This is a genomic window from Clostridium sp. Marseille-Q7071 (assembly GCF_965112025.1).
Genome location: NZ_CBCOPR010000001.1, coordinates 418,480 through 438,208, shown reverse-complemented (window position 1 = coordinate 438,208; position 19,729 = coordinate 418,480). Strand labels below are relative to the sequence as shown.

Sequence of the window (19,729 nt, the reverse complement as noted above, 5' to 3'; positions counted from 1 at the left end):
TATCTTGACAACTATTAAAGATTTATATAATATGTATTTTAAGATAAAAAAATATGTTAAAACTTTAATATAATCCTTTTAAATTTGATCCTGTGAGATCAGAAAGGGAAGATAGTAGTGTTATGTAGGTATATAGGTGTAGCTATAATTATAGCTATAGCTATATGGTTATAGTAAATAAAAATGCTTTCCTTTCAGGAAAGCATTTTTTATTTTATAAAATTTTAAACTATTAAGTTACATTAATACCTTTAAATTAACCCAGTGAGGTAAAAAGGAGATGTTGTTATGTTAAAAGGAAAAAATTTAATTGAACCAATGGATTTTAATTTAAATGAACTAGAGGAAATATTTATACTTGCTGATGATATCATCAAAAATCCATGGAAGTATTCAAAACTTTGTGAAGGAAAATTATTAGCTACACTTTTTTATGAGCCAAGTACTAGAACAAGATTTAGCTTTGAAGCGGCTATGTTAAGACTAGGAGGAAGTATAATAGGATTTTCTGAACCAAATTCAAGTTCAGTAGCTAAAGGAGAAAGCATTTCAGATACTATAAGAACCGTTGCTTGTTATGCAGATATAGCTGTAATGAGACATCCTAAAGAAGGTTCAGCATTAGTTGCAGCATCTAATTCAGGCATACCAGTTATAAATGCTGGAGATGGAGGACATCAACATCCAACTCAAACCTTAACAGATCTTTTAACAATAAGAAGTATAAAAGGCAATTTATCAAATTTAACCATAGGATGCTGTGGGGATTTAAAATTTGGTAGAACAGTACACTCACTTATAAAAGCTTTATCTAGATATGAAAACAATAAATTTGTATTGATATCACCTCAAGAGCTTAAAGTTCCCGATTATATAATAAGACTTTTAGAAGAGAAAAACGTAGAATTTGTTCAAGTAGAAAAAATGGAAGATGTTATAGGAGAACTAGACATACTATATATGACAAGAGTTCAAAGAGAAAGATTCTTTAATGAAGAAGATTATGTAAGATTGAAGGATTCCTATATCTTAGATATTGAAAAAATGAATATGGCTAAAGACGATATGATAGTACTTCACCCACTGCCAAGAGTAAATGAGATATCTTATGATGTTGATAATGATGAAAGAGCAGTGTACTTCAAACAAGCTAAATATGGAATGTTTGTAAGAATGGCTTTAATTGCTAAACTGTTAGGCTTAGCCTAAATATTGGATGTAGGAGGAGTATGAATATGTTAACAATAAATAGTATTAAAAATGGTATAGTTATAGATCATATAAAATCAGGCGGCGGAATAAAAATATTCAATTATTTAGGGCTAGACAAAGTAGATTATAGAGTTGCGTTAATAATGAATGTTGAAAGTGAAAAGCTAGGAAGAAAAGATATTATAAAGATAGAAAATGTTCTAGATATAGATTTCACAATCCTAGGACTTATGGATAAAGGAATGACAATAGATATAATTAAGGATGAAAAAATAGCTAAAAAGATAAATTTAAAATTACCGGAAGAAGTAGAAGATATTATTAAGTGTAAAAATCCAAGATGTATAACTTCTATAGAGCCATATTTAAAGCATGTTCACTATCTAGTGAATGAAAAGACAAAAGAATACAGATGTAAATACTGTGATGATATAAGAAAAGTAGGAGAGCTTATTTAATAACTATAAAAGGGAGAGAGTGTTTATGGAACTTTGTATAAAGAATGCTAAAGTAGTTGATTGGTGCAAAGTATTTATAGGAGACGTCTATATCAAGGATGGGATTATAGTAGAGATAGGCAAAGATTTAAAAAAGAACTGCAATACAATAGATGCAGATGGACTAACTTTAATGCCATCCTTTATAGACTTACATGCTCATTTTAGAGATCCAGGATTAATCTATAAAGAAGATATAGAGTCAGGCTCTAAAGCTGCAGTTAAAGGTGGATTTACAATGGTTAACCTTATGGCGAATACAAATCCAATATGTAGTTCTATGGATACTGTAAACTATGTTAAAAATAGAGCTAAAGAAATAGGATTGATAGATATACATCAAGTAGTTTCAATAACTAGAAATTTTGATGGACAAGATATTAGCCATTTAGATGAAATAGATAGTTCTATAAAAATAATTTCTGAGGATGGAAAAGACGTAGTTGATAGCATGGTGATGCTAAAAGCAATGAAAAAGGCAGAAGAGAAAGATTTTACTGTAATGTGTCATTGTGAGGATCCATATCTATCAAATTATGATATGAGAATTGCTGAAAACATAATGACTAAAAGAAACATAGAATTCTCTAAAATTACCAATTGTAAACTGCATATTGCACACGTAAGTACTTTAGAAGCAATGAATGATATCATTGAAGCTAAAAAGCAAGGATTGAAAGTGACCTGTGAAGTTACACCTCATCATTTGGCATTAACTAATAAATACAATTATAGAGTAAATCCTCCTCTTAGAGATAAAGAGGATATAGATTTTTTAATAAAAGCTATAAAAGAGGGATATGTAGATGCAATAGCTACAGATCATGCTCCTCATAGTGAAGAAGATAAGATAAAGGGAGCACCAGGAATTTCAGGATTAGAGACATCCTTTTCAACAACTTACACAAAGTTAGTAAGAGAAAAGAATGTAAGCTTAAGTAGGTTAAGTGAAATAATGAGCAAAAATCCAAGCGAATTGTTAGGAGTAAATAAGGGAACAATTGAAATTGGATATGAGGGGGACTTAGTACTACTGGACTTAGATGCAAGTTACGAGATAAATTCAAAAGAATTTTATTCCAAAGGAAAAAATACCCCGTTAAACGGAATGAAAGTATATGGGAAAATAGTTAAAACTATAAAAGGCGGAAAAGAAGTTTATTCTAATGATGAATATAACTAGACGGTTTAAAAAATAAGTTAATAAGAAAAACTATTTTCAATACTAGGTTATCAGAGATCAGTCATAAAAGTTTTATGGCTGAAAACTGATAATCTATCCTATAAATAAGATTGGTAAGGAGAAAAAAATGATAATAGATAAATTATTTAAAACTGTTGAAGAAAAAGGACACGTATGTGTGGGACTGGATACAGATTTAAGCTATATACCAAATACTTTTTTAAATAAATTTGGTTCATTAGGAGATGCAATATTTGAGTTTAATAAGGCTATAATAGATGAAACCATTGATGTTGCAGCTTGCTATAAACCACAAATAGCTTATTATGAAGCATTAGGAATATCAGGACTTATGGCTTATAAAAAAACATTAGAGTATATAAAGATTAAAGGTGGAATAAGCATTGGAGATATAAAGAGAGGAGATATATCAAAAACAGCTGAAATGTATGCTAAAGCTCATTTTGAAGGAGATTTTGAAGCTGATTTTATAACATTGAATCCATATATGGGATTAGATAGTATCGAACCTTATCTTCCATATATTAAGGAAAAAGAAAAAGGTGTATTTCTGCTAGTTAGAACTTCAAATAAAGGGGCTAAGGACATTCAATATATTGATACACTAGATGGAAAAAAGGTGTTCAATTTAGTAGGGGAAAAAATTCAGAACTTAGGAAAAGAATGTATAGGAGAGTGTGGATATAGCTCAATAGGAGGAGTTGTAGGATGTACTCATGTAGAAGAAGGAATAGAGCTTAGAAAAAAACTAAACTCAATGTTCTTCTTAATACCTGGATATGGTGCACAGGGAGGAAAGGCAGAAGATGTTGCACTATATTTAAAGAATGGAAACGGTGGAGTTGTAAATTCATCAAGAGGCATAATGCTTGCTTATAAAAAATATGAGGACGGAGAAGCAAATTTTGCAAAATATGCTAGAAAAGAAGTTATAAGAATGAGAGATGAAATACTAAGGGCTATAAGGCAGGAGTAGTTACAATGAATATAAAAAAGAAGTATACAGTAAATACAGTTATAGAAAATATTCAAGTATGTGAGGGTATATATAAGTTAAAAATAGAAGGAAACTTTAAAGCAGAACCTGGACAATTTTATATGTTAAGAAGCTGGGATAATGAACCAATACTTTGGAGACCTATAAGCGTACATAACATAGATGAAAATGGTAAAAATATAGAGTTTTTATATGCAGTAGTAGGACAAGGAACTGAACTTTTAAGCAGACTTAAAGGTGAAGATCAAATAAGTGTTGTAGGTCCACTAGGAAATGGATTTGATATAGAAGAAGCTAGTGGTAAAAAAATAGCCTTAGTAACAGGGGGAATAGGTGTAGCTCCTATACACTATCTTTCAAAGAAAATAAAAAATTCCCAAATAGATGTGCTTGCAGGGTTTAAACATGATGTATATGGGCTAGAAGAAATAAAAGACCAGGTAAACTCAGTGAATATATCAACAGAAGATGGAAGTTATGGTCATAAAGGATATATAACAGAAATATTTAAACCTCAAAATTATGATTTAGTACTATGTTGTGGGCCAGAAATAATGATGCATAAAGTTATAGAAATGTGTAGAGAAAAAAATACTAGAGTTTATATTTCAGAAGAAAAGAAGATGGCATGTGGGATAGGAGCTTGCTTAGTATGCACATGTAAAACTAAGCATGGTAATAAGAGAACCTGTGTAGATGGGCCTGTGTTTTTAGGAGAGGATATAGAATTTTAATTTATTGTAAAGGAGTTGACTAAAGTGTTAGGTGTTAATATATGTGGAGTAGATTTTAAAAATCCCATAATAGCAGCTTCAGGTACATTTGGATTTGGTCAAGAGTATAAGGAGTTCTTTGATGTATCAAGGCTTGGAGGAATAAGCACAAAAGGACTTACCATTAATTCTAAAGAAGGAAATTGTGGAGTTAGAATGATAGAAACTTCATCAGGTATGATTAATAGTGTAGGACTCCAAAATCCTGGAATACACCACTTTTTAAATAATGAAGTTAAGAAAATGGAAAAGTTAAATACTGTAATAATAGCTAATTTAGGAGGCTCTACAATTGAGGAGTATTTAGAGGGTATAGAAAAATTAAATGATAGTAATGTAGATATGATTGAACTTAACATATCTTGTCCTAATGTTAGAGAAGGTGGAATGGCATTGGGTATAAAATCTCATATTGCTTATGATGCTGTAAGACAAGTTAAAGGATTATGTAAGAAGCCGTTAATAGTAAAATTATCGCCTAACGCAGAAGACATAAGAGATATGGCATATAGATGCTGTGAGGCAGGTGCAGATGCATTATCTCTCGTGAATACTTTTAAGGCAATGGCCATTGATATATATAAGAAAAAGCCTGTATTTGATAATATATATGCAGGATTATCTGGACCAGCAATAAAACCTATAGCACTTAGAATGGTTCATGAAGTTTGCCAAATAGTAGATATTCCAGTTATCGGTTTAGGTGGAATAAGAACATGGCAAGATGCTATAGAATTTATAATGGCAGGATCACAGGCAGTCCAAGTAGGAACTGCAAATTTTATAAAGCCTGATATAGCTTTAGATATAATAAATGGTATAGAAAAATATTTAGAATCTGAGGGAATTAAAGATATAAACGAAATAAGAGGGATAATTTAAAGGGCTAAAGATGAATAATGATGAAATATAGAATAAATTAAACATTAATAGTAACTTTCTTAATATAGTTAAAAATGTTGTTGAATCTTCATCTTTAAATCAAAAAAAATTTACTAAAATACAAATATATATTGGAGGTTAATAATGGAGAATAGGGATAAAATGGTTATAGATACATTATTAGAATCAGGAGCATTATTAGAAGGACATTTTTTACTGTCCTCAGGAAAACATAGTGATAGATATTGTCAATGTGCACGATTATTACAATACCCAGATAAAGCAGAAAAGATTTTAAAATTAGTAGTAGAAAAGATAAAGGATATAGATTTTGATGTAGTTGTAGGTCCAGCTATGGGAGGGGTCATTGTTGCTTATGAAGTTGCTAGACAACTAGGCAAGACAGCAATATTTACTGAGAGAAGAGATGGGATTATGACTTTATCAAGATTTGAAATTGCAAAAGGAACAAAAGTCATTATATCTGAAGATGTTGTAACTACAGGAAAATCAACTATGGAAGTTATTGAAGTGTTAAATAAGTTAGGAGCGGAAATCGTAGGAGTTTGTTCAATAGTTGATAGACGAAATGAGGATTGTAAATTAAAATTACCTCTATATAGTGCCATAAAATTAAATATAGAAGTCTTTGATGTTGATGAGTGTCCGCTGTGTAAAGAGCAGGTTCCTTACTTTAAGCCAGGCAGTAGAATTATAAAATAATTGTCGTAATTAGTCTATAAAAAAAGTTTATTCATCAGTTAAGAATAAATATTCAAACAGTGTATTAAATTTGCATCAAATAAAGTAAAAATGCATAATATTTTAGGCTGTTATGCATTTTTTTGTAGCGCCTCTGTATAATGTGATAATTTGTAATTATTGACATGAAAGTGAAAAAAATTTACTATGAAGTTATAAATATCTTAATATTCTGAATATGTGCGTCGGATAAAATAGTGTTAAAAATATATGGGGGGGTTAATAATGAAAATTGTATTAGCTTTAGGGGGAAATGCATTACAATCAAATCCAAAAGATAAAAGTGCAAAAGCTCAATTAGAAACATGTAAAGAAACGGCAAAATCAATAGTAGATTTGATAGAAGATGGTCATACAATATCTATCGTTCATGGAAACGGACCTCAAGTTGGACAAATAGTAGCTACTGTAGAGGATGCCATAAAGCAAAATGAAACAAATGTATTATTTCCATTTGATGTATGTGGAGCATTCTCACAAGGATACATCGGATACCACCTTCAAAATGCCATTTCAGAGGAACTCGCTAGAAGAAATATAAATAAACCTGTAGCCACAATAATCACTCAAGTTGTTGTAGATAAAAATGATAAGGGGTTTCAAAATCCAACAAAACCAATAGGATCATTTTACAGTAAAGAAATAGCTGAGAAATTAGAAAAAGAACAAGGATATATTATGAAAGAAGATGCTGGTAGAGGATATAGAAGAGTAGTTGCATCACCTAAACCAATAGATGTAATAGAAAAAAATACAATTAAATATTTAGTTGATAGTAACAATATAGTAATATCATGCGGTGGAGGGGGAATACCTGTAATCAGAGAAGATTCAGAGGTTAAAGGAGTTGCCGCAGTTATAGATAAAGATTTTGCAGCAGAGAAATTAAGTGAGATATTAGATGCTGATTGCTTGCTAATATTAACAGCAGTAGAGAGAGTTTGTATAAATTATAATAAACCAGAAGAAAAGTCACTTGATATTATAACTTTAGAAGAAGTTGATAAATATATATCAGAAGGTCAATTTGCACCTGGAAGTATGTTACCTAAAGTAGAGGCATGTAAAAAATTTGTAATGCATGATAATAATAAAGTTGCAATAATTGCTTCTCTTTCAAAAGCAAAAGAAGCATTGAAGGGACTATCAGGTACTAAGATAGTTAAATAGATTTATGAATTGAAAGTAGGGTATCCTATAGAGAAATGAGAGGTTTCTCATTATGAATTAAGGAAGTGATAGTTTATGGAAAAAAGAAATATAGAAGTTTACTCAGAAATTGGTAATTTAAAAACTGTTCTTCTTCATAGACCTGGAAAAGAAATAGAGAACCTTACACCGGAGTATCTAGAACGGCTTTTATTTGATGATATTCCATATTTAAAAATTGCTAGAGATGAGCATGATAAATTTGCAGATTTATTTAAAATCAATGGAGTAGAAGTTTTATATCTTGAGAATTTAGCAGCTGAAGTTGTAAAAAATTCAGAAATTAAAGAAAGATTTATAAATGAAGTTATACGTGAAAGTAATATAGAAAAGGATTATATTAAAAGTGAAATAAAGTCATATCTTTCATCTATGTTACCTAAAGAGATGATAGATACTGTAATGGCAGGAGTTAGAAAAATTGATATCTCTATGAAGGAGAGCTCTAATGAGTATCCATTCTTGCTAGACCCTATGCCAAACTTATATTTTACTAGAGATCCATTTGCTTGTATAGGAAATGGTATATCTCTTAATTCTATGAAAAAGCCTATTAGAAGAAGAGAAAGTATATTTAGTAAATATATATTTAAATATCATCCTCATTTCAAAGACTCTAATATTAAAATTTATTACGATAGAGAAAATGAATTTCACATAGAAGGTGGAGATCAATTAGTATTGTCTAAGGATGTCTTAGCAGTAGGATATAGTGAAAGAACGGACAAAGAGGCTATATTTGCTTTAGCTAAAAATATTTTTAGAGCTAATGAAAGTTTTAAAAATATATTAATATTCGACATACCTAAAATAAGGGCATTTATGCATTTAGATACAGTATTTACAATGGTTGATTATGATAAATTCACCATACATCCAGCTATAGAAGCTAGCTTGAAAGTAACAAATTTAAGTTATGATAAAACTAAAGATGAAATAGTTGCAATAGAAGAGGAAGATAGTCTAGAAGCTATATTATCTAAATATTTAGGTCGTGATATTACCCTTATAAGATGTGGTAATGGAGATCAAATAATTTCAGGAAGAGAACAATGGAATGATGGTTCTAATACCCTAGCTATATCGCCGGGTAAAGTTATAACTTATGACAGAAATTATGTAACTAATGAACTTTTAGATAAACATAATATAGAGGTGTTTTCTATTGCTTCTAGTGAGCTCTCTAGAGGAAGAGGAGGCCCAAGATGTATGTCAATGCCGTTTATTAGAGAAAAATTAAAGTATTAAGTTAAGATTTAAAGTAATAAATCTTAATGATTATTTAAGTATAGCTAAGTATAAAAATATTAATTAGGGGGAATTGAATATGTTTAACCTTAGAAACAGACACTTTTTAACACTTATGGATTTTACACCAAAGGAAATTAATTTTTTACTTGATTTAGCTCAAGATTTAAAAAAAGCTAAGTATACTGGAGTTGAAGAGCAAAAATTAAAAGGTAAAAACATAGCATTATTGTTTGAAAAAGATTCAACAAGAACAAGATGTGCATTTGAAGTTGCTGCACATGATCAAGGAGCTCATGTAACATACCTTGGACCAACAGGTAGTCAAATGGGAAAAAAGGAATCTATAGCAGATACTGCTAGAGTTTTAGGAAGAATGTATGACGGAATAGAATATAGAGGATATGGACAAGAAATAGTTGAAGAGCTTGCAAAATATGCAGGAGTTCCGATATGGAATGGACTTACAAATGAAGATCATCCAACTCAAATATTGGCTGACTTTTTAACAATAAGAGAACATTTCTCAAAGCCACTTAGTGAAATAAAATTTGTTTATGCTGGTGATGGTAGAAATAATATGGCAAATGCTCTTATGATAGGTGCCGCTAAAATGGGAATGGATTTTAGAATAGTAGCACCAAAATCATTATTCCCAGAAGATGAATTAGTTAAAAAATGTGAAAAAATTATAAGTGAAACTGGTGGTAAAATAACATTAACTGATAATGTTGAAGAAGGTGTTAAAGACGTAGATGTTATATATACAGACGTTTGGGTATCAATGGGAGAGCCTGATGAGGTTTGGGAACAAAGAATTAAATTATTAATGCCGTATCAAGTTAATAAAAAGATGCTAGAGTTAACAGGTAATAAAGATGTTAAGTTCATGCATTGCTTACCAGCTTTTCATGATGTAAAAACTAAAGTTGGAAAAGAGATATATGAAAAATTCAGCATAGAATCAATGGAAGTTACTGATGAAGTATTTGAAAGCTCTGCTTCTATAGTGTTTGATGAAGCTGAAAATAGAATGCATACTATAAAAGCTGTTATGGTTGCAACTTTAGGATAGTAAGATAGTTAAGCTAGCCCTAGGAATAATCCTTTGGGCTAGTTTTTATTTAAGCTATTTTTAATAAATTAATAAGCTAATACTTTTTTAAGATTACTAAGTAACAATTTATAAATACTCTGTAGTTTATAGAATTTATATTAAACTATTATTTTGTCGATATTATTTAATATATTTGATTTGAAATATACTGAGTGATAATAGTAATATAAGTATATAACAAACAATTGAACCAATATGTTCCTTATATGTAAATTTATTAACGTATTTAATGATATACACTTAAAGCAAATTAATTTAATAATTACATAATAAGATAAAGAGAGGATATGTTATATGAAAAAAGAATTAATTTGGAAGGCATTAGATGGATTTTCTACAGAGCATTTATGCCTTTATGAAGATCAAGATGGAATAATAGCTAACTCTGTTGTTATAGGAATGAATGAAAATACACCATTTCGTATTAATTATGAGATAAATTGTGACTTAAACTGGAAGGTAAATAAAGTTGATATAAGGAGATTTGATAGTAAATCTACAAATATCACTTTATTATCAGATGGTAATGGAATTTGGAGAAAAAGTTGTGGTGAAGAGATAGAAGATTTAAGAGGCTGTGTAGATATTGATATTTCTATTACACCTTTTACTAATACTATTCCAATTAGGAGATTATCTTTAAATCTTGGTGAATCAAGTAAAATAAAAGTAATTTATATTGACGTTCATAATCTTAAACTAAAGCCTGTAACCCAGAAATATACTTGTTTAGAGTCAAACTTAGAGGGATTTAAGTATAGATATGAAAATTTAAATAGTGGCTTTGTTACTGAATTTTTTGTTGATAAAGAAGGTTTAATAATTGATTATCCAGATATATTTGGAAGAGTAGATAATAGGAACTATTAGTGTTGTATATATGTAAATTATAAAGTTTTAAAATTGTTTTATTTTAAATACAATAGGAAGATCAATAGTAATGAAGAATACAAAAAAAGGTATAGTTATAACTATTTGTTTATTATCCTTAATAGGAGTCTATAAGTATATAGATTTTAACAGAGAAGATATTTTTAAAATAAGAGATGTAGATTGGAAAGCAGAAACAACACTTTGGACTGATAATAGTAAGAATAATATGTATAATATTAAATTTAAAGTATTTGATGGAACAGACACAAAGGAAATAATTACAGATAAATCTGCTTATGATATGAAAATTAACACTGACGTTGATAAAGGTGAGTTAATAATAAAAATTTACAATGATAAAAAAATATTATTTGAAAAGAGTGGTTTAATAGACGAAACTATAAAGATTTCTAATGAGGATAATAAAAATGTAAAAGTTGAAGCCATAGGAAAAAAAGCTAAAGGAAATATTAAATATATCGATATATTTAATATTATATAAGGAGTAATTATTATTAAATGATATAGAATATTAATTTAAAATATTTTCTGATAATACCATTATTATTCTTTACAGTAACAATAATATCTGTTAAATTATAATTACAATAAAAGAGAGAAACTTGATTAATTTGCATATATTAAAAATAGAATATTAGGTATATTTTTCGATTAATTCTAGAAAAATATATATATGATAATTTTATAATTTAGGAGGAAATATTATGAAAAAGTATGTTTGTGTAGTATGTGGATATGTTTATGACCCAGCTGAAGGAGATCCAGATAATGGAGTAGCACCAGGAACATCTTGGGAAGATGTTCCTGAAGAGTGGTTATGCCCATTATGTGGAGTAGGTAAAGATCAATTCGAGGAAGAATAAAATATAATTTACACATAATAAAAGTCACTATTTTAATAGTGGCTTTTTTATAATATAAAAAAATAATCATAAAACTTTATTACTCTTAATATTATATATCATCAATTAGGTTATAAATTAGGCAGAAGGAGAGAAGATTATGTTAAATGAAGTTCCAACGGTGATTTATGATTTGGAAGGAATTCCTATGAGAGTAATAAAGGCTTCTAAAATTTTTTTCAAAAATAGAGATGAAGAAGGTTATATACTTCATATAGAAAAAGCTGAAAAAGTTACTGCTGTAAGTGAATTTGAACTTAAATATATAGATGACAAGTATGTTTTAAACAGGAAAATTTTTAGAGAGATAATATTGGTATAATTTTAAAGTAAAAGGGGCAATTCTATTATTGGAAGTTGCTCTTTTTATTTATGTAAAAACTTCTAAAAAAATATAAATAAATTTTTCTAATTTGTGCAAACTAATACTATAAAAGAACGAGGAGGATTTAAACTATGAAGAAAAATTTAAAAACACTATTATGCTCAGTAATGGTATTATCTATTTTCACACTTCCTTTAATGGGATGTCGTACAACTACAACAACAGACGGTAATAAAACAACAAATGGTACTAACACAACAAATGGTACTAACACAACGAATGGTACTAATAAAACAAATGGAAACAATACAACAAATGGTACTAACACAACAAATGGAAACAATACAACAAATGGTACCAATACAACAAACGGAAATGCGGATACAAAAAGAGCACAAGATATAAGCACTAAAGTTAAAGCTGTAAAAGGAGTAAGTAGAGATGCTGTAGTTGTTAACGACAATACTGCTATAGTTGGTGTTACATTAGAAAACACTGATATGAAATTAGATGATAACATGAGAAGATCTATAGAAACTGCAGTTAAAGAAGTAGACCCTAATATTACAACTGTTAAAATAACTAACGATACAACTCTATTTGACAGAATACAAACTATGGCTAACGATGTTATGAATGGAAAAACAATGACAGATATTAGAACTAACTTTGATACTTTAGTAAATGATATTAGATAATAGAACTAATAAAAAACTCTACGAAAAAGTCGTAGAGTTTTTTTATTTTAGGTAACATTTGTTACCGATTATTTTATATTTAATTGATATAATTTCATTGTAAGGTAAATAAACAGAAAATATTGTTTAGATAAATTGAAGTAAAAAGTATTTCTATTTATTGAAGGAGTTAAACAAAAATGTTTGAAGCAATTAAAAATATATTTAAATCAAAGGCAGAGGGGGAAAAAGAAATGTCAATGTTTTGTTATCAATGCGAGCAGACAGCTGGAGGAAAGGGTTGCTCTAAAGTAGGAGTTTGTGGTAAAAATCCTAGAGTTGCAGCACTACAAGATTTATTAATTCATCAATTAAAGGGTATAGGATTATATGGAGAAAAGCTAATTGAAAAAAATATTAAAATTGAAAATGAAATAAATGAGTTTATGATGGATGGACTATTTTCCACATTAACAAATGTTAACTTTGATGAGGAGAGATTTGTTAAATATATAAATAGATCAGAAGAGATTAAAAGAGCATTAGAGAATAAAGCCGGTGCAATGGTTGGAAACGATATAGCTATGTACATTTCACCAAAAACTGTTGATGATATGGTTAATGAAGGAATGAAACATGGAGTAATGAATGATGGGTCACCAAATGAGGATATTCGTTCATTAAGAGAGTTAATAGTATATGGACTAAAAGGTATAGCAGCTTATTCACATCAAGCGAATGTTTTAGGAAAGTCTGATGAAAGGGTTAATAACTTTTTCTATAAAGCTTTAGCAGGAATAACTAAATTAGAGAATGGAATTGGAGAGTTATTCGATTTAGCGATGGAATTAGGACAAGTTAACTTAATAGTTATGGAATTATTAAGTAATACAAATAGAGGATTCTATGGAGTTCCTGAGCCAACAGAAGTATTAATTACAAAGAAAAAAGGTCCATTTATAATAGTTTCAGGACACGACTTAACAGATTTAAAACAACTATTAGAGCAAACAGAAGGAAAAGGAATAAATATATACACTCATGGAGAAATGTTACCATGTCACGCTTATCCAGAACTTAAAAAGTATAAGCACTTAGTAGGAAATTATGGTGGAGCATGGCAAGATCAGCAAAAAGAGTTTGACAACATTCCAGGTTGTGTTGTAATGACAACAAACTGTATACAAAAACCAAGAGAAACTTATAGTGATAGAATATTTACTACAAGTGTAGTAGGTTGGCCAAATGTTGCACATATAGAAGAAACAAATGGAATTAAAGATTTCACTCTAGTTATTGAAAAAGCTTTAGCACTAGGCGGATGGAGTGAAGATGAGGCAGAAAAGAAAATATTAGTAGGATTTGGACATGAAGCTACATTAAATCATGCAGATGCTATAATTAATGCTGTTAAATCAGGTGCTATAAGACACTTCTTCTTAGTAGGCGGATGTGATGGAGCTAAACCAGGAAGAAATTACTACACTGACTTTGCAGAAAAAGCTCCAAATGATACAGTAATATTAACATTAGCTTGTGGTAAATATAGATTTAATAAATTAGATTTAGGAACAGTTGCAGGTCTTCCAAGACTATTAGATGTAGGCCAATGTAACGATGCATATTCAGCAATTAAGATTGCATTAGCTTTAGCAGAAGCCTTTGAATGCGGAGTGAATGATCTACCATTATCAATGATACTTTCATGGTATGAACAAAAAGCAGTATGTATATTATTAACATTGTTATCAATAGGAATTAAGAACATTAAGCTTGGACCATCACTACCAGCATTTGTGTCTCCAAATGTACTGAATGTATTAATAGAAAAATTTAATATAGCCCCAATATCAACTGTAGAAGAAGATTTAAAAGCTGCTTTAGGCGAATAATAAAAAACCGTGACTGTGATGTCACGGTTTTTTTATTACAATAAATGAAGAGGTCTTTATATTATCAAATAGATATCCATCTTCATATTTATAAATATATTTATCTATAAATTCTTTAAGTATAGATATTTGCAATTCATTTTTTACTCTAAAGTGCTCTTTAAAAAACTTTAAGGCATCATCATAGTTTTTAAAAAATTGAGGGAAGTTATAGGTTAATTCTTTATGCTCATATTTACAGTTAAGCAATTGTAAATTCTCTAAGGTGTCATTGATGTTAAATTTCCGTGTAGATCTATTAATCATTTTATAAAATATTTCAGCACTAAAGTTAGACTTAGTTGGAATTACAATAAAACCATAATCAATAATTAAATCATAAAATCTTAATAGGCTTTCTCTAGAAGTTGCACCGCCACCATGAATGCTTAATGTAATATCGTGAGGCTTTATTTTAGCATTTTCAAAAGGTGATAATATAAAATCAATATTATATATTTTCTTTGACTTTGCTTTCCTTTTAAAAAAGTTTAACATATTGAAGGAAGAATCTACAGCAGTTATATGCTTAACGTCTTTAGAAAGGGGAATAGAAAATGTACCAATACCTGAACCTATATCTAAGAGAGTTTTATTTTTTAAATTAGGTACATAATTTTTTATCTCATCTACAATGATTTTTATATATTCACACTTTTTATAGTTAATAGCTTCATCATAGAATTGAATTAATTCCTCACTCCAATAGAAAGCATCTTTTTTCTTAAGTGCTACTTCAAAATTAGCTAATATAGGTATTAATTCTTCTAGGAGAATATCTCTATTTTCTTTATTAACTTCTATTATAATAACATCATTTCTACTTCTTATATTATTTAAAAACTCACAATCTCTCTTTTCTAAAACTCCAATAACTGTAGTAGTACTATCTAATAGTTTAAATACAATATCTTGAAACTTATAAGTTTTAGCCTCCATGAAGCCCAGCCCATCCATAATAATTACATTTCTTTTATAGAAGCTTTTTTCTAATATACTAAAGCCACCTTCGTTAAAAGAAGATAAAAAAATCTCAGCATCATTGAGGTGATCATTTAAAGACATTTTTGATATGGTATATTCCTCATTACCATCATATAAAGAAACTAAGTTAAACTTAACAGTATGGTTATCTATAATTTTTTCTGTAATATATCCTCCTATAGAAGTGTTGATTTTTTCAATTAACTTTTTTAATATAGTAGATTTTCCTATACCCATTTCACCAGTTAAAAATAAATTTCTCATATACTAAAATCCTTTCAAGCTTATATCTAATTTGGAGTTATTTATGAGTTATATTCTTCGTTAAATTCTTGATTCCTTTAAAGTATATTTTCATTGATATAGAAAAAATAATAATATATATCTAATACAAATAATTTATATAAAACGGAATATTTGAAAATAATTATATAAATATCAATATCATGTATATGTATCAATATTTCCACTTTAAGAATATAAAGGTATTAAAGTATATTTTGGAAGGGGATGTTCTTATGAGTGGAGTTTTGGTACAAGTTTTAATTATTATTACTATAGTGCTCGGAATTACAGGTATAGTATTAATATTTAAAAAGAATAATATAGAACCAAAGGAAAAAGCGTTTGAAAATATTTATACTATATTGATAATGCTCCAAAGCTTAGGATTTGCTGATAAAGAAACTAAAAAAAATTTAAGGCTAATTATGGAAGGAGTAAAATATGTAGAAGATAATTTTAAAGATTCCCCTAATAATGTTAAAGAGAACCAAGCTTTTAACTTTATTAAGGAACAATTAGATATTTTAAAATTTGATAATATATTAAGTGATGATGATATAAGAACTTTTATAAGATTAGCAGTTACTTTTTTAGAGCCTACTGAATTAGTTGAAGGAGAAGAAAATAAACCTGAGCAAGAATAAGATAATGATATAGTCTAATTTAAAGGTGAAAGTAAATTCTATAAGGTATTTGAAGTACAAAAATATATTATAAGAATGAAACGAGGTTTGGGAATACAGTTTTTATATTTCAATTTTCAGTGGAAAAAGCGTGATGTTTAGTCACGCTTTTCTTTTGAGCTCTCTAATAAAAGACAAATACTTTGAGAAGATATTCCTTCACCACTACCTGTAAAACCTAAACCTTCTTCTGTAGTAGCTTTTACATTTATTTTATTCTCTTCTATATTTAAAGCATTAGCTATATTTTTTACCATAGTAGATATATGAGGTGCCATCTTAGGCTTTTGAGCAATTATAGTTGAATCTATATTACTTATTTCAAAATTGTTATCCTTTAAGAGCTTACCAACACACTCTAATAATGTTATACTTGAAATTCCTTTGTATTTAGGATCAGTATCAGGAAAATGCTTTCCTATATCACCTAGTGAAGAAGCACCCAATAGACTATCCATTATAGCATGTATTAAAACATCTGCATCAGAATGTCCTAACAATCCTTTTTCATAAGGGATTTCTACACCGCCAATAATTAGCTTTCTATTTTCAACTAATTTATGTACATCATATCCAAGACCAATTCTCATATTATTCCTCCTAAATTAAAATTTAATTAAACTATAATATATCATTAATTAAATACATAATCAATTTATAATATATAGAAAAAAGTACGCCTTTGCGTACTATAATAAATTCCTAAAATCATATATTTGTGCTTTTGGTGGGATTTCTTTATTTTTTGTTTTAAAGATATTTTTTAGATGAAAAATAACTAGGCTTAAAGTTATTTTAGGTTTAAGCTTGTATCTAGTTTTAGTCTGAAAATTCACATAAATTATATTATTCTTCATCATACCAGCCCCTTACTTAAAATTTTTATTAAAAGCTCATGGTTCTGTTTGCAATTTAAATTATATCATGAACTGAGAAATAATGGAATATTTAAAATCTTAGCAATTATTAAAAGATTGTAAATTAATTAACAGAGTTTATAGTAAAAGAAGAATTATATAAAAAATATAAAAATTAGTATATGCAACTTATCCCCAAATTATTCACAATTATGTGGATAATGTTAATAATATTGATAAAATAATATAATAAAAGTAAAATAATTTTAAAAAATATTTTGATAATATTATATTTTTCAAATAAACACTTTTTTATTAGACTATTAACATCAATTCCACAAATTATCAACATGCAAAATGTGGACAATGTGTATAAGTAAAAGCTTATCCACAGAATCTTGATAAATTTTTAGACTTTTAAATAGAAATATCTTAGAAGCTGTATATTGATTGTTGATAACTTATTAGTGTTAATTAATTAACTAAATCTAAATATTAATATTATTTAAAGAATTTGCAAAAATTTAATAAAGTGATATAATTATCCATGGTGATCACTAAGGTTAAAAATGTCAAAAATAAGGAACTATAATGCTTTATTAAAATACCAAATATTTCTTATTAAAATACTAAATATTTTAAACTAATATTAATTTTTATAGCTAAATAGCAGATGGCTAAATAGCTGATTGTTTTTAGGAGGAAATAATTATGAAAAAAGTATTATCTATTATTTTAGCTGGAATGATGACATTCTCACTAACAGCTTGTGGAAGTAAGGCAACAACTGAAACAAGTAAAGAAGTTACTAAAGAAGAAACAAAAACAGAAGAGGTTAAACATGAAAGCTTTGAATCATTATTAAATGCAATAGCAGAAAAAGATTATAGCTATTCAGAGGTTGACACTATAAAAATAATGAAAGAAGAAGATGTAACTAAGTATCAAGAAAAAGCAAAAGCTATAGTTGATAAAGCAATGGAAGATAATAAAATAGAAGTAGCAAAAGCAAAAGTTTATCCATATTATAGAAATGCAAATGGGGATAAATCAGAGAAAGATTATGTAGTTGTTTATGGAGATGATAAAGCTCCTACTACAGTTTATGAAATAGTATTAAATATTTCAGACGAATTTGAGCCAAGCTTAAAAGAAGTTAAAGAAACAAAAGATATAGTTGATGATCAATTTAAAACTTTATTTGCTGATGAAGTAAAATAGTTTTCAACAGTAAATTAACAAGTTATCCACAGTGAACATGTTAATACTGTGGATTAAAAAAGCATGGAGCATATGCTCCATGCTTTTTATTATAGGAAATTATGAAAAGGAGCTGTATGGCTAATTTATAAAATTAGAAATTACTTATTAATTTTTATAGACGCTTCTTCTGTTTTTACTGAGCTTTCTACAAGCTGATTTATAGTATTCATTTCTTCTTTCGTCAAATATCTCCAATTACCAATAGGTATATTATCAAGGGTCACGTTCATGATTCGAATTCTTTCTAATTTAGTAACGTTATATCCTAAATATTGGCACATTCTTCTGATTTGTCTATTTAAACCTTGAGTTAATATTATTCTAAAGACATATTTGCTTTCTTTTTTAATTTTACATTTTTTTGTTATTGTATCTAATATAGGCACTCCACTGCTCATTTTATGAATGAATTCATTGGTAATGGGCTTGTCAACAGTAACTATATATTCTTTTTCATGATTGTTTCCTGCTCTTAAAATTTTATTTACTATATCTCCATCATTAGTTAAGAATATTAATCCTTGAGAAGGTTTGTCTAATCTTCCTATGTGAAATATTCTTTCAGGATAGTTAATATAGTCTATTATATTTCCTTTTATATGTCTTTCAGTAGTGCAAGTAATTCCTACAGGTTTATTGAAAGCAATATAAACTTGTTTCTTTTTAGGCTTAATTATTTTATTATTAATTTTAACTATATCTTCAGAAGTTACTTTTGAGCCTATTTCTGCTTTTTTATCATTTATATATACGAAGCCTTTTTCGATTAGTCTATCTGCCTCTCTTCTAGAACAAAATCCACTTTCGCTAATATATTTATTTAGTCTTATTTCTTCACTAATATGGCCAGTCATATTACACCTTCCTTTAAATATCAACATTATTAATTATTATATACTTTGAACCTCTCACCACTAAAGTGGCGAGATTCTTTATACGTTGTTTGATATTTAAGTTTCCGCTTATAATTAAGCCACCCTTAAACGTATTGGATTGTTCAAAAATCCATTATCTTATCTAAAGACTT

At 28.3% G+C, this 19,729-nt stretch carries 21 protein-coding genes; 18 read left to right on the top strand and 3 right to left on the bottom strand.

Annotation, left to right across the window (positions count from 1 at the left end; all coding sequences use genetic code 11):
• Positions 1-288: 288 nt before the first annotated feature.
• The 16 genes from pyrB to hcp all read left to right on the top strand — a co-directional run bounded on the left by pyrB (position 289) and on the right by hcp (position 14,591).
• Positions 289-1,209, top strand: coding sequence for an aspartate carbamoyltransferase (gene pyrB / locus ACWPW7_RS01950; protein ID WP_454052174.1), 921 nt, complete (start codon positions 289-291; stop codon positions 1,207-1,209).
• A 26-nt stretch (positions 1,210-1,235) separates the two neighbouring features.
• On the top strand, positions 1,236-1,670 hold the full coding sequence (locus tag ACWPW7_RS01945; protein WP_291568694.1) for an aspartate carbamoyltransferase regulatory subunit: 435 nt from the start codon (positions 1,236-1,238) through the stop codon (positions 1,668-1,670).
• Between the two features lie 25 nt (positions 1,671-1,695).
• Positions 1,696-2,892: a dihydroorotase gene (locus tag ACWPW7_RS01940; RefSeq protein ID WP_454052173.1), complete on the top strand. Its 1,197-nt coding sequence runs from the start codon at positions 1,696-1,698 to the stop codon at positions 2,890-2,892.
• Positions 2,893-3,019: 127 nt separating this feature from the next.
• Positions 3,020-3,889, top strand: coding sequence for an orotidine-5'-phosphate decarboxylase (gene pyrF / locus ACWPW7_RS01935; protein ID WP_454052172.1), 870 nt, complete (start codon positions 3,020-3,022; stop codon positions 3,887-3,889).
• 11 nt (positions 3,890-3,900) lie between these two features.
• On the top strand, positions 3,901-4,644 hold the full coding sequence (locus ACWPW7_RS01930) for a dihydroorotate dehydrogenase electron transfer subunit (RefSeq protein WP_454055459.1): 744 nt from the start codon (positions 3,901-3,903) through the stop codon (positions 4,642-4,644).
• Between the two features lie 24 nt (positions 4,645-4,668).
• A complete protein-coding gene (locus tag ACWPW7_RS01925) occupies positions 4,669-5,565 on the top strand; it encodes a dihydroorotate dehydrogenase (RefSeq protein WP_454055458.1) in 897 nt (298 codons plus the stop codon).
• A gap of 144 nt (positions 5,566-5,709) precedes the next feature.
• Positions 5,710-6,288, top strand: coding sequence for an orotate phosphoribosyltransferase (gene pyrE, locus ACWPW7_RS01920; RefSeq protein ID WP_454052171.1), 579 nt, complete (start codon positions 5,710-5,712; stop codon positions 6,286-6,288).
• Positions 6,289-6,552: 264 nt separating this feature from the next.
• Complete coding sequence (gene arcC, locus ACWPW7_RS01915) at positions 6,553-7,497, top strand: carbamate kinase (RefSeq protein ID WP_454052170.1); 945 nt, start codon at positions 6,553-6,555, stop codon at positions 7,495-7,497.
• A gap of 75 nt (positions 7,498-7,572) precedes the next feature.
• Positions 7,573-8,784 (top strand): arginine deiminase, encoded by a 1,212-nt coding sequence (gene arcA / locus ACWPW7_RS01910; protein ID WP_454052169.1) that lies wholly within the window; start codon positions 7,573-7,575, stop codon positions 8,782-8,784.
• A 79-nt stretch (positions 8,785-8,863) separates the two neighbouring features.
• Complete coding sequence (gene argF / locus ACWPW7_RS01905; RefSeq protein WP_454052168.1) at positions 8,864-9,859, top strand: ornithine carbamoyltransferase; 996 nt, start codon at positions 8,864-8,866, stop codon at positions 9,857-9,859.
• Between the two features lie 336 nt (positions 9,860-10,195).
• Entirely contained in the window at positions 10,196-10,771 is a 576-nt protein-coding gene (locus ACWPW7_RS01900; RefSeq protein ID WP_454052167.1) for a putative glycolipid-binding domain-containing protein, read from the top strand.
• 70 nt (positions 10,772-10,841) lie between these two features.
• Positions 10,842-11,276: a hypothetical protein gene (locus ACWPW7_RS01895; protein WP_454052166.1), complete on the top strand. Its 435-nt coding sequence runs from the start codon at positions 10,842-10,844 to the stop codon at positions 11,274-11,276.
• Positions 11,277-11,499: 223 nt separating this feature from the next.
• Positions 11,500-11,658 carry a rubredoxin gene (gene rd, locus ACWPW7_RS01890; RefSeq protein WP_069187817.1) on the top strand — a complete coding sequence of 53 codons (159 nt, stop codon included), beginning with the start codon at positions 11,500-11,502 and terminating at the stop codon, positions 11,656-11,658.
• A gap of 139 nt (positions 11,659-11,797) precedes the next feature.
• A complete protein-coding gene (locus ACWPW7_RS01885; protein ID WP_454052165.1) occupies positions 11,798-12,019 on the top strand; it encodes a hypothetical protein in 222 nt (73 codons plus the stop codon).
• Between the two features lie 134 nt (positions 12,020-12,153).
• The gene (locus ACWPW7_RS01880) at positions 12,154-12,720 is read left to right on the top strand and encodes a YhcN/YlaJ family sporulation lipoprotein (RefSeq protein WP_454052164.1); all 567 of its coding nucleotides are present in this window, start codon (positions 12,154-12,156) and stop codon (positions 12,718-12,720) included.
• A gap of 179 nt (positions 12,721-12,899) precedes the next feature.
• Entirely contained in the window at positions 12,900-14,591 is a 1,692-nt protein-coding gene (gene hcp / locus ACWPW7_RS01875) for a hydroxylamine reductase (RefSeq protein ID WP_454052163.1), read from the top strand.
• Between the two features lie 21 nt (positions 14,592-14,612).
• Here hcp and ACWPW7_RS01870 read toward each other — a convergent pair whose 3' ends face one another.
• Complete coding sequence (locus tag ACWPW7_RS01870) at positions 14,613-15,878, bottom strand: nucleoside-triphosphatase (RefSeq protein ID WP_454052162.1); 1,266 nt, start codon at positions 15,876-15,878, stop codon at positions 14,613-14,615.
• 254 nt (positions 15,879-16,132) lie between these two features.
• Here ACWPW7_RS01870 and ACWPW7_RS01865 point away from each other — a divergent pair, with 254 nt between their 5' ends.
• Positions 16,133-16,543, top strand: coding sequence for a hypothetical protein (locus ACWPW7_RS01865; RefSeq protein WP_454052161.1), 411 nt, complete (start codon positions 16,133-16,135; stop codon positions 16,541-16,543).
• Positions 16,544-16,680: 137 nt separating this feature from the next.
• Here the strand turns inward: ACWPW7_RS01865 and ispF are convergent, their stop codons facing one another.
• Positions 16,681-17,172: a 2-C-methyl-D-erythritol 2,4-cyclodiphosphate synthase gene (gene ispF / locus ACWPW7_RS01860; protein ID WP_291569144.1), complete on the bottom strand. Its 492-nt coding sequence runs from the start codon at positions 17,170-17,172 to the stop codon at positions 16,681-16,683.
• A 978-nt stretch (positions 17,173-18,150) separates the two neighbouring features.
• Between ispF and ACWPW7_RS01855 the strand changes: the two genes are divergently transcribed.
• Positions 18,151-18,660, top strand: coding sequence for a hypothetical protein (locus ACWPW7_RS01855; RefSeq protein WP_454052160.1), 510 nt, complete (start codon positions 18,151-18,153; stop codon positions 18,658-18,660).
• 140 nt (positions 18,661-18,800) lie between these two features.
• Here the strand turns inward: ACWPW7_RS01855 and rluF are convergent, their stop codons facing one another.
• Positions 18,801-19,556, bottom strand: a complete 756-nt coding sequence (rluF, locus tag ACWPW7_RS01850; RefSeq protein WP_454052159.1) for a 23S rRNA pseudouridine(2604) synthase RluF — start codon at positions 19,554-19,556, stop codon at positions 18,801-18,803.
• Between the last annotated feature and the right edge of the window lie 173 nt (positions 19,557-19,729).

Bases quoted from the DNA above. Each gene is read 5' to 3' on its own strand.
- pyrE (WP_454052171.1), top strand. From the start codon at position 5,710: ATGGAGAATAGGGATAAAATGGTTATAGATACATTATTAGAATCAGGA.
- pyrB (WP_454052174.1), top strand. From the start codon at position 289: ATGTTAAAAGGAAAAAATTTAATTGAACCAATGGATTTTAATTTAAAT.
- arcC (WP_454052170.1), top strand. From the start codon at position 6,553: ATGAAAATTGTATTAGCTTTAGGGGGAAATGCATTACAATCAAATCCA.
- ACWPW7_RS01865 (WP_454052161.1), top strand. From the start codon at position 16,133: ATGAGTGGAGTTTTGGTACAAGTTTTAATTATTATTACTATAGTGCTC.
- ispF (WP_291569144.1), bottom strand. From the start codon at position 17,172: ATGAGAATTGGTCTTGGATATGATGTACATAAATTAGTTGAAAATAGA.
- ACWPW7_RS01940 (WP_454052173.1), top strand. From the start codon at position 1,696: ATGGAACTTTGTATAAAGAATGCTAAAGTAGTTGATTGGTGCAAAGTA.
- ACWPW7_RS01880 (WP_454052164.1), top strand. From the start codon at position 12,154: ATGAAGAAAAATTTAAAAACACTATTATGCTCAGTAATGGTATTATCT.
- rd (WP_069187817.1), top strand. From the start codon at position 11,500: ATGAAAAAGTATGTTTGTGTAGTATGTGGATATGTTTATGACCCAGCT.
- pyrF (WP_454052172.1), top strand. From the start codon at position 3,020: ATGATAATAGATAAATTATTTAAAACTGTTGAAGAAAAAGGACACGTA.
- argF (WP_454052168.1), top strand. From the start codon at position 8,864: ATGTTTAACCTTAGAAACAGACACTTTTTAACACTTATGGATTTTACA.
- ACWPW7_RS01900 (WP_454052167.1), top strand. From the start codon at position 10,196: ATGAAAAAAGAATTAATTTGGAAGGCATTAGATGGATTTTCTACAGAG.
- rluF (WP_454052159.1), bottom strand. From the start codon at position 19,556: ATGACTGGCCATATTAGTGAAGAAATAAGACTAAATAAATATATTAGC.
- ACWPW7_RS01870 (WP_454052162.1), bottom strand. From the start codon at position 15,878: ATGAGAAATTTATTTTTAACTGGTGAAATGGGTATAGGAAAATCTACT.
- ACWPW7_RS01855 (WP_454052160.1), top strand. From the start codon at position 18,151: ATGAAAAAAGTATTATCTATTATTTTAGCTGGAATGATGACATTCTCA.
- ACWPW7_RS01885 (WP_454052165.1), top strand. From the start codon at position 11,798: ATGTTAAATGAAGTTCCAACGGTGATTTATGATTTGGAAGGAATTCCT.
- arcA (WP_454052169.1), top strand. From the start codon at position 7,573: ATGGAAAAAAGAAATATAGAAGTTTACTCAGAAATTGGTAATTTAAAA.
- hcp (WP_454052163.1), top strand. From the start codon at position 12,900: ATGTTTGAAGCAATTAAAAATATATTTAAATCAAAGGCAGAGGGGGAA.
- ACWPW7_RS01895 (WP_454052166.1), top strand. From the start codon at position 10,842: ATGAAGAATACAAAAAAAGGTATAGTTATAACTATTTGTTTATTATCC.
- ACWPW7_RS01945 (WP_291568694.1), top strand. From the start codon at position 1,236: ATGTTAACAATAAATAGTATTAAAAATGGTATAGTTATAGATCATATA.